The sequence below is a fragment of the Acidovorax sp. GW835-FHT14G06 genome, assembly GCF_058793595.1.
On record NZ_JBXAGA010000004.1, the window covers coordinates 348,218 to 363,956 of the forward strand.

Sequence of the window (15,739 nt, forward strand, 5' to 3'; positions counted from 1 at the left end):
CCGCACCGCAAGGTCCGGGGCTTTTTTTATGTGCTGCGCGAGGGTTATTCACTTCACTGCTGTGCGGTCCATGCCATTGGTCATCAATTGCTCACACTGAACCACTCTGTCCCCTCGGTGGGGCTGGCAACCTGGATGTCGTCATCGGCCCAGCCCAGTGCGGCGGCGAGTGTTTGCCGGGCCAGGTGGGGTAGGTTGTTTTGCGCGCTCAGGTGCGCTGCCACCACGCGCTGCAGGCCGCCATGCTGCACGGCGCGCAGGATCTCCGCTGTTGCAGAGTTGGCCAGGTGGCCATACAGTCCGCCCACGCGGCGTTTCAGAAACGGCGGGTAGCGGGACGCGGCCAGCATGTCGGGGTCGTGGTTGGCCTCGATCATCAGGGCGTGGCATCCCTGCAGCTGCTGCAGTACGTGGGCGCTGGCGTGGCCCAGGTCGGTCAGCACGCCCAGGTGTGCCGCCCCGTCGGAGCAGCGCAGCTGCAGGGGCTCACGGGCATCGTGGGGCACCGTGAACGGCCTGGCTTCGAAGGCGCCCATGTCAATGGCTTCCATGTCGCGCGCCACCCGCAGCAAGCCGTCCAAGTCTGGCGACCCCAGGGCTGCATAGGTGCCTTCGCTCATCCACACGGGGATACGAAAGCGCAGTGCCAGTGTCTGCGCACAGCCGATGTGGTCCGAGTGTTCGTGGGTGATGAAGAGGGCGTCCAGATCTTTCACCTGCAGCTGCGCTTGCGCCAGACGGGCTTGCAGCTGCCGGATGCCGAGCCCGCAATCGATCAGGAGGCGGCGAACCTGGCTGCCACTGCGGCCTTCGACGACCGTGGCATTGCCGGTGCTGCCGCTGCCCAGGTTCTTGAATCGAAGCATGGCGGGGCGAAAGGGTGGGTTTGTGGCGGCCCAAAAAACCAGAGCCACCGTCCACCAGAAGGCAGAGGGGGCTCCGGCTGTGGGTGGCGGCCTGCGGCCGGCTTTTATTTCAGGTCGTCAGCAATCACGCGCACGATGCGCTCAGCATTGGCCGAGGACTCGGGGGCGCCAGCCTCATTGAGCACCGACACCGTGGTCGATTCACCCTGGCTGCGCACCACAATGCGGTACTTGAGCGGAGGCGTTGCGGCCGCAGAGCTGAACAGCTTGCTGAAGAAGCCGGGCTCCTTCTTCTCCACATTGGGCGCCACGTAGCGCACGAAGTAGGTGCCTTCGTTGCGGTTGCGGTCTTCCACCGTGAAACCCGTACGGTCCAGGGCCAGGCCCACGCGGCGCCATGACCGGTCAAAGCCCTCGTCCAGCTGCACCACCGGCACATTGTTGACCGTGGCCATGCGTGCTGACTGGGCGCGCGCTGCGGGCGCTGCGGCAACGGCCTTGGATTGCTCCTGGCTCACGCCCAGCTTGACCATCAGGCGGCGCAGGAATTCGGTTTCGAGTTCCGGATCGGACGGGCGGGGCTGCCAGACGGTGCTGTCCTTGGTGACGTTGCCATAGACCTCGATCATTCCGCGGTGGGTGATGTAGATCTCGGTGCTGCCGTTGGCATTGCGTTCCAGCCGGGTGCGGAACTTGTCCCGCTCGCCGGTCGAGTACAGGGACTCCATCAGCTTGCCGATGGTGGATCGGATGAAATCCTGGGGCAGTTTGGCGCGGTTCTCCGCCCAGTCGGTTTCCATGATGCCCACATTCGCATCCGCCTGGGCCAGCGTGAAGCCGCTTTCCTGCCAGAAGTCACGCACGGGTTCCCACAGCTTGTCGGCGGGGCGGTTGACCACCAGCCAGCGCTGGCTGCCATCGCGCTCGATCCGCACATCGCCCAGCTGCAGTGCGGCTGCATTGGCCGTGCCCGATGGCTGTGCGGCTTGGCCGGCCTGCATGGCGGCGGCAGACACCGAGCCGCCTGGCATGGCGTAGCGTGAGTCGCGTGACAGCTGGGTGAGGTCTGGGGGGACTTCCAGCGACGAGCCCTTGGCGGCGCTCTTGTAGTCGATCTTGTCGCCCTCCAGAATGCTGGTGGAGCAGGCGGACAGGGCCATGACAAGAGCCAGAAGGCTCAGGCGGGTGGTAGCAGCTTTCACGCGGAAATCCTTGGGAAGTGTCTCGGGAAGCGGGCGCAGAGCCCGTACTAGATCAGGCCGCTGGTGCGCAGCGCTGACTCGACCACAGCCTCGTTGCTGCTGGCCAGGGGCGTCATGGGCAGGCGCATGGTGCCACCACACAGGCCCATGCGGGACATGGCCCACTTGACCGGGATGGGGTTGGCCTCGACAAACAGGTGCTTGTGCACCGGCATCAGCTGGAACTGGATCTGCATCGCGCGTTGCACGTTGCCGGCCAGTGCCGCCACGCACAGCTCGTGCATCAGACGCGGGGCCACGTTGGCCGTCACGCTGATGTTGCCGTGGCCACCGCACAGCATCAGGGCCACTGCGGTCGGGTCGTCGCCCGAGTACACGCCAAAGCCTTTTGGGACGTCACGGATGAGCCACTGGGCACGCTCGATGTTGCCGGTGGCTTCCTTGATGCCGATCACGCCGGGCACCTGGGCCAGGCGCAGCACGGTGTCGTGCTGCATATCGGCCACCGAGCGGCCAGGCACGTTGTACAGCACGATGGGCAGGTCGCCCGTGGCTTCTGCAATGGCCTTGAAATGCTGGTACTGGCCCTCTTGGGTGGGCTTGTTGTAGTAGGGCACGACCTGCAGCTGGCTGTCGGCACCCACGCCGCGCGCGAACTTGGCCAGTTCGATGGCTTCGGCGGTGGAGTTGGCGCCGCAGCCGGCCATGATGGGCACGCGCTTGGCGGCCTGTTCTACGGCCACGCGGATGATTTCGCAGTGTTCTTCCACGTTCACCGTGGGGGACTCGCCCGTGGTGCCCACCACGCCGATGCAGTCGGTGCCTTCGGCGATGTGCCAGTCGATCAGTTTGCGCAAGGTGGGGTAGTCCACGCTACCGTCCTCATGCATGGGGGTGACGAGGGCGACGATGCTGCCGGTGAGTGGCACGGAAGAAGAGGTCATGTCCGCAGTGGTAAACGGTAAAAGGGCATTCTAACTAGCCCCGGTAGACAAAAGATGTCGTGAGGGTCCACCCGCCTGCGGGAGTTCCCGTACAGCCGTGATACGTTGCACGAAACGCGCGGGTTCGTCGATGAAGCCGTCCTCATAGGCCACCACGCGCAAGTCCTTGCACACGTGCAGCAGTTCGCCGGGCGCCAGCAGGAACTCCGCTCTTGCCGGGCGCCCCACGGTTTCGTTACCCTGGGCGAACGTTTCATAGACCAGCACCCCGCCCGCCGCCACGCTGGCGACAATGGTGGGCAGCAGTGGGCGCCATAGGTAGTTGGTGACAACCACGCCGCCAAACTGGCGACCTGCAAAAGGCCAGGGGCCGTTCTCGATGTCGGCCAGCACCATCTCGCCCAGCCCCTCACAGGCTGTAATGGCCTCGGCCGACCGGTCCACCCCCACCATGTTGTGCCCCAGTGCGCGCAGGTAGCGCAGGTGGCGGCCCGCACCGCAGGCCACGTCCAGCACGGTGCTGTGGGGGGCGATCAGGTGGCTCCAGCGCCGCACCCATTCCGAAGGGGCTTCCGTACCGTGCATAGAACTATAAAAATGATAGCTGCTGGAGCATGATTGACTAGCGCCTGCTGCCAAAAACCTTCAAAAGCCTGCTGGGCATGTCAAAAACACGCCCACATCTGGTCGGCCAGCATCACCATGAACTCGGGCACGGTGTACAAGCCGAACACCACCAGGCACAGAAGCACGGCCACGGCACCACCCAGCCAGCGCAGGGCGCGGGGCGCGGGTTTGCGGGGCGGGGTGGTGTGGCTCATGCAGTGGGGGCAACGTGTCAGGCGGGTTGTGGGGTGTTGCGCGCGATCGGGCTTTCCTTGACCGGCAGGTTCACCAGCCCGGCAAAAATGCCCAGGCCGATGGCGATGTACCAGACGATATCGTAGCTGCCGGTGGCGTCATACAGATAGCCCCCCAGCCAGACGCCCAGGAAGCTGCCGATCTGGTGGCTGAAGAACACAAAGCCGCCCAGCATGGACAGGTGCTGCACCCCAAAGATCTGGGCAATGGTGGCGTTGGTCGGAGGCACGGTGGACAGCCACAGCGCGCCCATCACCGCCGAGAACACGTACACCGACAGCGGTGACAGTGGAACCAGCAAAAAGATGCTGATCGCCACCGCGCGGGCGAAGTAGATGAACGCAAGGATGTGGCGCTTGGGCATGCGCTGGCCCAGCGTGCCGGCGATGTAGGTGCCGAACACATTGAACAGCCCGATCAGCGCCAGCGCATAGCTGGCCACCTGCGGCGACAGGCCATGGTCCTTGAGGTAGCTGGGCATGTGCACCCCAATGAAGACCACCTGGAAGCCGCACACAAAGTAGCCCGCCATCAACAGGTTGAAGCTGGGGTATCGGAACGCCTCACCCAGCGCCTGCATGATGGTCTGCTCGCGCTTGGCCGGGGCTGCACCCTTGAAGCCCGGCTCGCGCAGGCCAAAGGCCAGCGGCACGATCAGCAGCACGGCCATCGACAGAGCCAGCAGGGCCTGCTGCCAGCCCAGGCCCGCAATCAGCCAGCCTTCGACCGGCACCATCAGAAACTGCCCGAACGAACCCGCCGCCGCTGCCACGCCCATGGCCCATGAGCGTTTTTCGGGCGCAATCTGCCGCCCCAGCACACCATAGATCACGGCATAGGTGGTGCCCGCCTGTGCGGCACCAATCAGCACCCCGGCCGTTAGTGCAAACAGTGTGGGCGTGGGCGACAGCGCCATGCCCGCCAGTCCCAGGCCGTACAGGGCCGCCCCCCCGATCAACACGCGGAAGGCCCCGAACCGGTCGGCCACCATGCCCGCAAAAATCCCGATCAGGCCCCAGGACAGGTTCTGGATGGCAATGGCCAGTGCGAACGACTGGCGGGTCCAGCCCATTTCCTGGGTGATGGGCAGGAGCCACAGCCCGAACCCGTGGCGGATGCCCATGGACAGGGTCACGACGGCCGCGCCGCACGCCAGCACCTGGAACATGGATAGTTTCGGAGGATTCATATGCATGCGCAGGAATGTAGCCAGATTGTGTGAAACGCGCTGATACACCTGCGACCAATACAGTTGGCGGTGGGGGCGGCAAGAACACCGAGGTTGGCGCAGAGGTTGGGAGAGCTGGTTATTTATCCAGCTATTGCTGCGGTGCCGCACTACAATCCGCCCCATGGCAGCCAAACCCTCTTCCGTTTCCGCGAGCGAATACTCCGAAGGCTCAATCCGCGTGCTCAAGGGCCTGGAGCCCGTCAAGCAGCGCCCGGGCATGTACACCCGCACCGACAACCCCCTGCACATCATCCAGGAGGTGCTGGACAACGCTGCGGACGAGGCCTTGGCCGGCTACGGCAAGAAGATCCGCGTCACCTTGCATGCCGATGGCTCGGTCAGTGTCGAGGACGATGGCCGTGGTATCCCGTTCGGCCTGCACCCCGAGGAAAACGCGCCGGTGATCGAGCTGGTATTCACCCGCCTGCACGCGGGCGGCAAGTTCGACAAGGGCAAGGGCGGGGCCTACAGCTTCTCGGGCGGCCTGCATGGCGTGGGCGTGTCGGTCACCAACGCCCTGGCCACCCGGCTGGAGGCCACCAGCTACCGCGAGGGCAAGGCCGCGCGGCTGGTATTCGCGGCCGGTGATGTGGTCGAGCCCCTGGTGGCCCGCCCGCTGGAGGCCGGTGAGCGCAAGCAAGGCACCTCGGTGCGCGTGTGGCCCGACGCCAAGTATTTCGAATCCAGCGCCTTGCCCATGGGCGAGCTGACCCACCTGCTGCGCAGCAAGGCCGTGCTCATGCCCGGCGTGACGGTACAGCTCGTCAACGAAAAAACCCGCGACACGCAGACCTGGCAGTACAAGGGCGGCCTGCGCGACTACCTGATGCAAACGCTCACCGGCGACCCGGTCATCCCGCTGTTTGAAGGCGAGGGTTTTGCCGACAGCGGCAACGAGAGCTTTGCCGAGGGCGAAGGGGCGGCCTGGGCAGTGGCCTTTACCGAAGACGGCCAGCCCATGCGCGAGAGCTATGTCAACCTGATCCCCACCAGCGCGGGCGGTACGCACGAGAGCGGCCTGCGCGACGGCCTGTTTAATGCGGTCAAGAGCTTCATCGAACTGCACAGCCTGCTGCCCAAGGGCGTCAAGCTGCTGCCCGAGGACGTGTTTGCGCGCGCCAGCTATGTGCTGTCGGCCAAGGTGCTCGACCCGCAGTTCCAGGGCCAGATCAAGGAACGCCTGAACTCGCGCGACGCCGTGCGCCTGGTCAGCGGCTTTGTACGCCCCGCGCTGGAGCTGTGGCTGAACCAGCACGTTGAATACGGCAAGAAGCTGGCCGAACTGGCCATCAAGGCCGCGCAGACCCGACAAAAGGCAGGGCAGAAGGTCGAAAAGCGCAAGGGCTCGGGCGTGGCCGTGTTGCCGGGCAAGCTCACCGATTGCGAAAGCAAGGACATTGCACACAACGAAGTCTTCCTGGTCGAGGGCGACTCGGCCGGCGGCAGCGCCAAGATGGGCCGCGACAAGGAAAGCCAGGCCATCCTTCCGCTGCGGGGCAAGGTGCTCAACACCTGGGAGGTGGAGCGCGACCGCCTGTTTGCCAACAACGAAATCCACGACATCTCGGTGGCCATCGGCGTGGACCCGCATGGGCCCAACGACACGCCCGACCTCTCGGGCCTGCGTTACGGCAAGATCTGCATCCTGTCAGATGCCGACGTGGACGGCTCGCACATCCAGGTGCTGTTGCTCACGCTGTTCTTCCGCCACTTCCCCAAGCTCATCGAGACCGGCCACATCTACGTGGCGCGCCCACCGCTGTTCCGCGTGGATGTACCCGCGCGCGGCAAGAAGCCTGCGGCCAAGATGTATGCGCTGGACGATGGCGAGCTCACGGCCATCCTCGACAAGTGCGCCAAGGACGGCGTGCCAAAAGAGAAGTGCCAGATCAGCCGCTTCAAGGGCTTGGGCGAGATGAACGCGGAACAACTGTGGGAAACCACGCTCAACCCCGACACCCGCCGCCTGCTGCCCGTGCAACTGGGCGACATGGACTTTGCCGCCACCGAAGGCCTCATCACCAAGCTCATGGGCAAGGGCGAAGCCGCCGCGCGCCGTGAGCTGATGGAGCTGCATGGCGATGCGGTCGAGATCGATATCTGACGGGCTGAGCCACAGGCGCCCACGCTGCTTGTCATGACATCACTTCGAAAAGTCGGCCGCTTGCGCTGGTACTTATTGGGTTGTTTGCTCTGTTTTTTGCAGCAAACTGCCCATGCAGACCTGTGGGCGTATGTGGACGAGCGCGGCGTGACGCACTTTGCGGCCGAGCAGGTCGATGCGCGCTACCAGCTGTTTTTTCGCGGCAGCGACTTCGACTCCACCCGTGATGCGCCTGCCAATGCGTCCCCCATGCCCTACGCGTTGCCCGCAGCGGGTGCACGCCTGCTGGCCTTTTTTGACATTGCGCCTGACTACAAGCGTGTCAAGCACCACCTGCGCGCTGCGTCCAGCCAACATGGCGTGGACTACGAGCTGCTGCAGGCCGTGATCGCCACCGAATCCGGCTTTGACGCCGCCGCCGTGTCGCCCAAAGGCGCCGTGGGCCTGATGCAGGTCATGCCCGCCACGGCCAGCCGTTTTGGTGTGAATGCGGACAAGAAGCGCTCGGTCGAGCAAAAGCTCGCCGACCCCGCCGTGAACGTACCCACCGGCACCCGTTACCTGCGCCACCTGCTGGACCTGTTCCCTGGCCGCATGGATCTGGCCGTGGCCGCCTATAACGCCGGCGAAGGCGCGGTGCAAAAGGCGGGCAACCAGATTCCGGCTTTCAAGGAAACCCAGAACTATGTCCGCACCGTGCTGGGCCTGTATGCCCAGCTCAAGCCCCCGGCGCCGGTGCTGGCCCAGCGTGCGCTGCCCGGTCGCGTGCGGATGGAGCTGTCGGGCGGCGCGCAGAACCGGGGCAACCTGCCGCCCACCCGCGTGGCGCAGACACCCACCGCTCCCCAGAACGTGAATCCAGAAACTGTACCCAACGAATGAGCGACCAACCCACTCTCGATTTCACCACCGCAGGCGATGACGGGGGCGACTCCCTGGGCCTGGCGGGCTATGCCCAGCGTGCCTACCTGGAATACGCGCTTTCGGTCGTCAAGGGCCGCGCGCTGCCCGATGTGTGCGACGGCCTCAAGCCCGTGCAGCGGCGCATTCTGTATTCGATGGACCGCATGGGCCTGGGCTACAGCGGCCCTACGCGCAACACCGCCGCCAAGCCGGTCAAAAGCGCCCGCGTGGTGGGCGATGTGCTGGGCCGTTTCCACCCGCACGGCGACCAGTCGGCGTACGACGCGCTGGTGCGCATGGCGCAGGACTTTGCCCAGCGCTACCCGCTCATCGACGGCCAGGGCAACTTCGGCAGCCGCGACGGTGATGGTGCGGCTGCCATGCGTTACACCGAAGCGCGCCTTTCGCGCATCACCAGCCTGCTGCTCGACGAGATCGATGAAGGCACGGTCGATTTCATGCCCAACTACGACGGCAGCACCGAGGAGCCGCGCCAGTTGCCCGCGCGCCTGCCGTTTGCGCTGCTTAACGGCGCTAGCGGCATTGCCGTGGGCCTGGCCACCGAAATCCCCAGCCACAACCTGCGCGAGATTGCCGACGCCTGCATCGCGCTCATCAAGACGCCCTCTCTGAGCCAGGACGACCTGCTGGCCCTGGTGCCCGGCCCGGACTACCCCGGTGGCGGCCAGATCATCAGCAGTGCGGGCGACATTGCTGACGCCTACCGCACCGGCCGTGGCAGCCTCAAGGTGCGCGCGCGCTGGAAGATCGAAGAACTGGCCCGTGGCCAATGGCAGCTGGTGGTCAATGAGCTGCCGCCTGGCGTGAGCACGCAGCGCGTGCTCGAAGAGATCGAGGAAATCACCAACCCCAAGGTCAAGGCCGGCAAGAAGGCGCTGAGTCAGGACCAGACCCAGCTCAAGGCCAGCATGCTGGCCGTGCTGGACGTGGTGCGCGACGAATCGAGCAAAGACGCGCCCGTGCGCCTGGTTTTCGAGCCCAAGACGGGCAAGACCCCGCAGCAGGAGCTGATCACCGCGCTGCTGGCCCACACCAGCCTGGAGACCTCCGCCCCCATCAACCTCACCATGGTGGGGCTCGATGGCAAGCCTGTGCAAAAGTCGCTGCGCGTGATGCTGGAAGAGTGGATTGCCTTCCGCCAGACCACCATCACCCGCCGCAGCCAGCACCGGCTGGACAAGGTGCTGGACCGCATCCACATCCTCGAAGGGCGGCAGACCGTGCTGCTCAACATCGACGAGGTGATCGCCATCATCCGTGCGGCCGAGGAGCCCAAGGCCGCGCTCATCGCGCGCTTCAACCTCAGCGACCGGCAGGCCGAGGACATCCTTGAAATCCGCCTGCGCCAGCTCGCGCGGCTCGAAGCCATCAAGATCGAGCAGGAGCTGAAAGAACTGCGCGAAAGCCAGGGCAAGCTCGAAGACATCCTGAACAACCCCGGCTCGCTGCGCCGCACCATGGTCAAGGAGATCGAGGCCGACGCCAAGACCTTTGCCGACGCGCGCCGCACCCTCATCCAGGCCGAGAAAAAGGCCGTGGCCGAAGTGAAGGTGGTGGACGAGCCTGTGACCGTGGTCGTCTCGCAAAAAGGCTGGGTGCGCGCCCGCACCGGCCATGGCCACGAGGCCGCCAGCTTTGCCTTCAAGGCCGGTGACGGGCTGTACGGCACGTTCGAGTGCCGTACGGTCGATACCTTGCTGGCTTTTGGCAGCAACGGCCGTGTTTACTCGGTGGCCGTGTCGCTGCTGCCTGGCGCACGTGGCGACGGCCAGCCGGTGACCACGCTCATCGAGCTGGAATCGGGCACGCAACTGCTGCACTATTTTGCGGGCCCTGCCAACGCCACGCTGCTGTTGTCCAACTCGGGCGGCTACGGCTTTTTGGCGGCGGTGGAGAACATGGTTTCGCGCCAAAAGGGCGGCAAGGCCTTTCTCACGCTGGGCGAGGGCGAAACCGTGTGTGTGCCGTCGCATGCTGCGGGCACCACGGGCAGCAAGCCGGTGCCGCCCGCCACGCACGTGGCCTGCGCTTCCACAGGCGGGCGCATCCTGACCTTCGAGATCACCGAGCTGAAAACCATGGCCAATGGCGGCCGGGGGCTGATGCTGATTGACCTGGAGGACAAGGACCAGCTCGCGGGCGCGGCGGCCTACACGCGCAGCATTCGCCTCGACGGCATTGGCCGGGGCGGCAAGCAGCGCGATGAGACGCTGGAGATCCGCAGCCTGAACAACGCCCGCGCTGCACGTGGCCGCAAGGGCAAGGCCGCAGACCTGGGCTTCAAGCCCACGACAGTGACGCGCGTCGAGTAGTGGCCTCCGGCTCGGGGCCCGGTCGTCCGCGCAGTGCGGCGCCGATGTCCGCCCGGCACCCAGCGCGCGGCGCCGAGGGCGGGCGCCGTGCAGCAAGGGCGCCAAGGTGAGGCCCGTGCCGGACAAGGGCAGACCCTGATGCCGAGGCGGGGTGTTTGTGCGATGGTGAAAAAAAGAGCAACATCTGTACGCAAACACAACGCTTCAGGAGACATCCATGCCCAAACAATTTCGGATGGCGCACAAACTCTGGCTGGCAGTGGTGCTCATTGTGGTGCTGCTGGCCGCCGTGGTGGGGTTCTCTGGCTACCGGTCGGCCAAAGTGCAAGCCGAGGCCGATGCTGTGGCCAAGGACATGGAGGCTCGCGTGCAGGCCGCGATCCGCTGGTCGGGGCTGACCGAAACCAACGCGGCGCGTACCCAGGCGCTCATCGTCAGTGGCGACGCAGCGGTGGAGGCCGAGTTCAAGGACGTGATTGCCGCCACCACGGCGCAGATCAGCGAGGTGCAAAAGTCGCTGGAGGCCATGGCCCTGTCCGACGCCGACAAGGCGCAGATGGCCAAGATCGCCGAAGCCCGCAAGGCCATGATCGACTTGCGCGGCCAGGCCCGCAAGTTAAAGGCGGATGGGCAGCAGGACCAGGCCATTGCGCTGGTCAAGCAGTCGTACAACCCGGCCGTGGCCACTTACCTGCAAGTCCTGCGCGACTTTGTGCAGCAGCAGCAACAGAACGCGGCTGCCAGGCAGCAGGAGATGGCAGCCTCACGCATGCTCACCGTCAAGATCGCAGCGGTGGCCGTGGGCCTGCTGCTGCTGGCCATCATCGTGGGGGCGTATTACCTGATCGGCAGCATCCAGCGGCCATTGGCCCAGGCCAACGGACTGGCTGAACGCATTGCGGGTGGCGACCTGAGCCTGCAGGAGTCCGTTACGCGCAGCGACGAGTTTGGCGACCTGTTGCGCTCGCTTTATGCCATGAGCAATGCGCTGGGGCGCATGGTGCACCAGGTGCGCCAAAGTACGGACAGCATTGCCATTGCCAGTGCAGAAATCGCAACCGGAAACCAGGACCTGTCGGCCCGCACCGAGCAGACCTCCAGCAACCTGCAGGAGACGGCCGCCGCGATGGAGGAGTTCACCAGCACCATCCAGCAAAGCGCGGGCAGCGCCCAGCAGGCCAGCAGCCTGGCAGCGGGTGCCACCGGCGTCGCGCGCCGGGGCGGCGAGGTGGTGACCCAGGTGGTGGCCACCATGGAGGACATCAACCACAGCAGCAAGAAGATTGCGGACATCATCGGCGTGATTGACGGCATTGCTTTCCAGACCAACATCCTGGCGCTCAATGCGGCCGTGGAGGCCGCACGGGCTGGGGAGCAAGGGCGCGGCTTTGCCGTGGTGGCCAGCGAGGTGCGCAGCCTCGCGCAGCGCAGTGCCGAGGCGGCCAAGGAGATCAAGCAACTTATCAGCGCGTCGGTGGAGAAGGTGGAGACCGGCTCGCGCCTGGTGTCTGACGCGGGAACCACTATGACCGACATCGTGCAGTCCGTGCAGCGCGTGACCGACATGATCGGCGAGATCACTGCCGCATCGTCCGAGCAGAGCGCGGGGGTGTCGCAGGTCAACAAGGCGATCAGCAACCTGGACCAGATGACCCAGCAAAACGCCGCGCTGGTGGAAGAAAGCGCTGCGGCAGCGCAGAGTCTGCGCGAGCAGGCCGATCATCTGGCACGCGAGGTGTCCATGTTCAAGGTGAACGCCGCCAGCTACGGGCCTGCACAGGCCGCCATTGGGGTCGCGCGCGGCTCGGCCAAGGCGACAACCACCATGCCAGCCGCCCGCAACAAGCCCGCAGCGTCCGCCACTGCGGGCGGTGCCCCTGCAGCCCGGATCAGCACTGCGAGTGCCCCGGCGGCATTGGCCAAGGCGTCTCCTTCCTCGCCAGGCGCAAGGCAAGGTGCCAAGCAGGGCGCTACGGCCGGGGCGGACGAGGACTGGGAGTCCTTCTGACGCGCTGAGGTGAATGTGCCCCGGCTGCCGCAGGCTCCTGCGTTGCACAGGCAATAAAAAACCCATGGCAGCGATGCCATGGGTTTTTTGCTGGGGCGAGCGGTCTGTCAGGCCAGTTCGGCGATCAGTTCAATCTCCACGCACGCGCCCATGGGGATCTGCGCCACGCCGAAGGCACTGCGCGCATGCACGCCCTTCTCGCCAAACACCTGGCCCAGCAGTTCGCTGGCGCCATTGGTCACCAGGTGCTGCTCGGTGAAATCGCCCGTGGAATTCACCAGGCTCATGACCTTGACGATGCGCTTGACGCGGTTCAGGTCGCCGCCACAGGCGGCCTGCAGTGTGCCCATCAGGTCGATGGCCACGGCGCGAGCGGCCTGCTTGCCTTCTTCGGTACCGATGTCACGGCCAAATTGCGCTGCCCAGGGCTTGCCGTCCTTGCGAGCGATGTGGCCGCTCAAGAACACCAGGTTGCCTGTCTGCACATAGGGCACGTAGGCGGCGGCGGGCACCGACACGGGGGGCAGTGTGATGTTGAGTTCTTTCAGCTTGTCATAAACGCTCATGGTGGTCCTCGTTAGGAAGGGCGGGGTGAATGGAGGAGGGCGGGCTGGTGTGCAGGCCGCCGGGCGCGGTAAGTGTTACACAGCGCCTTGCCCTCGCACCCGTGTGGCAGGCCCCAGCAGCGCAGTAGCATCAGCGCATGTCCGTCATAAGCGCCCCTAATGCCGCGCCGCTGCCCACCACCGGCCACGGGGTGGATCTGCCCTTGCCCCCGCGCCCTTGGCTGCTGCCAGCCGTGTTGCTCGGTGTGGTGGCGGGGGCCGGGCTACAGCTGCAGCAGCCCACGCTGTGGCCCGCTGCGGCCTATGGATGGCTGCTGGGGGCCGGCTTGCTGCTGGGTGGTTGCGCAGTGGCTGCGGCAAGGCTGCGCCCAGGGCAGCGCTGGGCCCACTGGGCCATCGCCATCGCGCCCTGGCTGGTGTTGCTGGCGGGTGCGCTTGCCATGGCGGGTGGCACCGGCCTGCGGGCGGTGGCCTACCAGGCGCAGGCATTGCCAGCGGCCCTGGAGGGCAAGGACCTGCGCATCACCGGCATGGTGGCTGCCATGCCGCAGATCAACGAGGCAGGCACCCGTTGGCGTATGGCGGTGGAGGCAGCGACGCTGCAGGGCGCGGCCGTGTCATTGCCGCCGCTGGTGGATGTGGCCTGGTATGGCGGCGCCTTCGGCGGTGCGGGCGAGGTGCTGGATTTGCAGCGCCAGCCAGCCCCGGTGCGTGCGGGCGAGCGATGGCAGATCACTGTGCGCCTGAAGGCACCCCATGGCCTGCGCAACCCGCACGGTTTTGACTACGAACTGTGGATGTGGGAGCAGGGCGTGCAGTCCACTGGCTATGTGCGCGCAGGTCCCAAGGACGAGCCTCCGGTGCGAGTAGATGCCACTTGGCAGCACCCGGTGGAGCAACTGCGCCAGCGGGTGCGCGACGCCATCATGGAGCGCCTGGTGTTTGGGCGGGATGGACCGGAGGGCGACACCGCCGACCCCACCCGCGCGCGCACGGCGGGGGTGGTGGCTGCGCTGGTCACCGGCGACCAGCGCGCCATCGACCGCGCGGACTGGGATGTGTTCCGTGCCACCGGGGTGGCCCACCTCATGAGCATTTCGGGCCTGCATATCACGCTGTTTGCCTGGCTGGCGGCGCTGGCTGTGCGGGCGCTGTGGCGGCGCTCGCCCCGGTTGAGCCTGGCGGTGCCTGCGCAATCCGCCGCACTGGTGTCGGGTGTGCTGCTGGCCACTGCCTACGCCCTGTTCAGCGGCTGGGGCGTGCCCGCGCAGCGCACGGTGACCATGCTGGCCATTGTGGGGCTGCTGCAGTGGAGCGGTCGCCGCTGGCCCTGGCCCCAGGTGTGGCTGCTGGCCTGCGGGGCCGTGGTGCTGGTAGACCCTTGGGCGCTGGCACAGGCGGGCTTCTGGTTGAGCTTTGTGGCCGTAGGTGTGTTGTTTGCTACTAATCCAATAGCTGCTGAGGCAGGTGGCACTAGCGCTACAAGCCGCTTTTATGCATTGGTGCGCGAGCAGTGGGTGGTGACGCTGGCGCTGACGCCCTTGGGCTTGTTGCTGTTTGGCCAGGTGTCGCTGGTGGGCTTTGTCGCCAACCTGGTGGCCATACCCTGGGTCACCCTGGTGGTCACACCGCTGGCGCTGGCGGGCGTGTTGTGGGCCCCGCTGTGGAGTGCGGCGGCCCTCAGCCTGCAGCCGTTCACTGCGTTGCTGCAGTGGCTGGCGCAGTGGCCCTGGGCTGCCGTGTTTTTGCCGGCCGCGCCACTGTGGGCGGGTGTGGCGGCGGTGGCTGGGGGCGCGCTGCTGGCCATGCGCCTGCCCTGGCGCCTGCGTTTGCTGGCGTTGCCCCTGCTGCTGCCGGTGTTTTGGTGGCAGCCCGCGCGGCCGGCCGCAGGGCAGTTTGAGCTGCTGGCCGCCGACATCGGCCAGGGCAATGCCGTGCTGGTGCGCACGGCCACGCACACATTGCTGTACGACGCAGGGCCGCGCTTCAGCCGCGAGAGCGATGCGGGCCACCGCGTGCTGGTGCCGCTGCTGCGGGCGCTGGGGGAACAGGTGGATGTGCTCATGCTCAGCCACCGCGATGCCGACCACACGGGCGGGGCGGCGGCCGTGCTGGCCCAGCAGCCCCGTGCCCACTTGACCGGCTCCATCGAGGCCGAGCACGCCCTCCAACGCTTGCGCCCCAGCCGGCCGTGCCTGGCAGGCCAGCGCTGGGAATGGGATGGTGTGGCGTTCGAGGTGCTGCATCCCTTGCCCGGGGACGACGCCCCTGTGGCAGCCAAGGCCCCGCGTCCCAACGCCCTCAGCTGCGTGCTGCGCATCACGGAGGCCGGGCCAGAGGGGGCCTCGGCCTTGCTGGTGGGCGACATCGAGGCGCCACAGGAGCAAGCCTTGCTGGCGCGCAGCGCGCCCCTGCGGGCCGACCTGCTGCTGGTGCCGCACCACGGCAGCAAGACCTCGTCATCAGTGGCCTTTCTGGAGGCCGTTCAGCCGCGCACTGCTTTGGTGCAGGCCGGGTACCGCAACCGGTTTGGTCATCCGGCGCCGGAGGTGTTGCAGCGGTACCGCGCGCGCCATATTGCGGTGGTGGAGTCTTCGCGCTGTGGTGCGGCCCGCTGGTCCTCGTCGCAACCCGCGCAGGTGGCCTGTGAACGCGACACCGGTGAGCGCTATTGGCAGCACCGCATGGTGCCACGGGACGACTGATTCGAGGCTGATGGCG

The 15,739-nt window shown here is 66.2% G+C and carries 12 protein-coding genes; 5 read left to right on the forward strand and 7 right to left on the reverse strand.

Translation table 11 applies throughout. The annotated features are described in order from the left end of the window. Positions 1 to 83: 83 nt before the first annotated feature. The 6 genes from AC1Q64_RS08970 to AC1Q64_RS08995 form a co-directional block, all read right to left on the reverse strand. Positions 84 to 866, reverse strand: coding sequence for an MBL fold metallo-hydrolase (locus tag AC1Q64_RS08970; RefSeq protein ID WP_492251073.1), 783 nt, complete (start codon positions 864 to 866; stop codon positions 84 to 86). Positions 867 to 970: 104 nt separating this feature from the next. Beyond that, positions 971 to 2,068 carry an NlpB/DapX family lipoprotein gene (gene bamC / locus AC1Q64_RS08975; RefSeq protein WP_291436016.1) on the reverse strand — a complete coding sequence of 366 codons (1,098 nt, stop codon included), beginning with the start codon at positions 2,066 to 2,068 and terminating at the stop codon, positions 971 to 973. 47 nt (positions 2,069 to 2,115) lie between these two features. Continuing rightward, positions 2,116 to 3,012, reverse strand: coding sequence for a 4-hydroxy-tetrahydrodipicolinate synthase (gene dapA / locus AC1Q64_RS08980; RefSeq protein ID WP_291436018.1), 897 nt, complete (start codon positions 3,010 to 3,012; stop codon positions 2,116 to 2,118). 30 nt (positions 3,013 to 3,042) lie between these two features. Further along, on the reverse strand, positions 3,043 to 3,597 hold the full coding sequence (locus AC1Q64_RS08985; protein WP_492251074.1) for a class I SAM-dependent methyltransferase: 555 nt from the start codon (positions 3,595 to 3,597) through the stop codon (positions 3,043 to 3,045). A gap of 80 nt (positions 3,598 to 3,677) precedes the next feature. Further along, a complete protein-coding gene (locus tag AC1Q64_RS08990) occupies positions 3,678 to 3,833 on the reverse strand; it encodes a hypothetical protein (RefSeq protein WP_291436022.1) in 156 nt (51 codons plus the stop codon). A gap of 17 nt (positions 3,834 to 3,850) precedes the next feature. Beyond that, positions 3,851 to 5,068, reverse strand: a complete 1,218-nt coding sequence (locus AC1Q64_RS08995) for an MFS transporter (protein ID WP_492251075.1) — start codon at positions 5,066 to 5,068, stop codon at positions 3,851 to 3,853. 157 nt (positions 5,069 to 5,225) lie between these two features. Between AC1Q64_RS08995 and AC1Q64_RS09000 the strand changes: the two genes are divergently transcribed. From AC1Q64_RS09000 to AC1Q64_RS09015, 4 genes are all read left to right on the forward strand, one after another. Next, positions 5,226 to 7,208, forward strand: a complete 1,983-nt coding sequence (locus AC1Q64_RS09000; RefSeq protein WP_492251076.1) for a DNA topoisomerase IV subunit B — start codon at positions 5,226 to 5,228, stop codon at positions 7,206 to 7,208. Positions 7,209 to 7,241: 33 nt separating this feature from the next. Continuing rightward, positions 7,242 to 8,090: a lytic transglycosylase domain-containing protein gene (locus AC1Q64_RS09005; RefSeq protein WP_492251077.1), complete on the forward strand. Its 849-nt coding sequence runs from the start codon at positions 7,242 to 7,244 to the stop codon at positions 8,088 to 8,090. Beyond that, positions 8,087 to 10,444, forward strand: coding sequence for a DNA topoisomerase IV subunit A (gene parC / locus AC1Q64_RS09010; RefSeq protein ID WP_492251078.1), 2,358 nt, complete (start codon positions 8,087 to 8,089; stop codon positions 10,442 to 10,444). The genes AC1Q64_RS09005 and parC overlap by 4 nt, the downstream gene beginning before the upstream one ends. Before the next feature lie 217 nt (positions 10,445 to 10,661). Next, positions 10,662 to 12,452 carry a methyl-accepting chemotaxis protein gene (locus AC1Q64_RS09015; RefSeq protein ID WP_492251079.1) on the forward strand — a complete coding sequence of 597 codons (1,791 nt, stop codon included), beginning with the start codon at positions 10,662 to 10,664 and terminating at the stop codon, positions 12,450 to 12,452. Between the two features lie 107 nt (positions 12,453 to 12,559). On the opposite strand, the gene AC1Q64_RS09020 is transcribed toward AC1Q64_RS09015, so the two are convergent. Next, entirely contained in the window at positions 12,560 to 13,018 is a 459-nt protein-coding gene (locus AC1Q64_RS09020) for a RidA family protein (protein ID WP_008906002.1), read from the reverse strand. Positions 13,019 to 13,155: 137 nt separating this feature from the next. On the opposite strand from AC1Q64_RS09020, the gene AC1Q64_RS09025 reads away from it, so the two are divergent. Next, positions 13,156 to 15,723 carry a DNA internalization-related competence protein ComEC/Rec2 gene (locus AC1Q64_RS09025; RefSeq protein ID WP_492251080.1) on the forward strand — a complete coding sequence of 856 codons (2,568 nt, stop codon included), beginning with the start codon at positions 13,156 to 13,158 and terminating at the stop codon, positions 15,721 to 15,723. Positions 15,724 to 15,739: the final 16 nt, after the last annotated feature.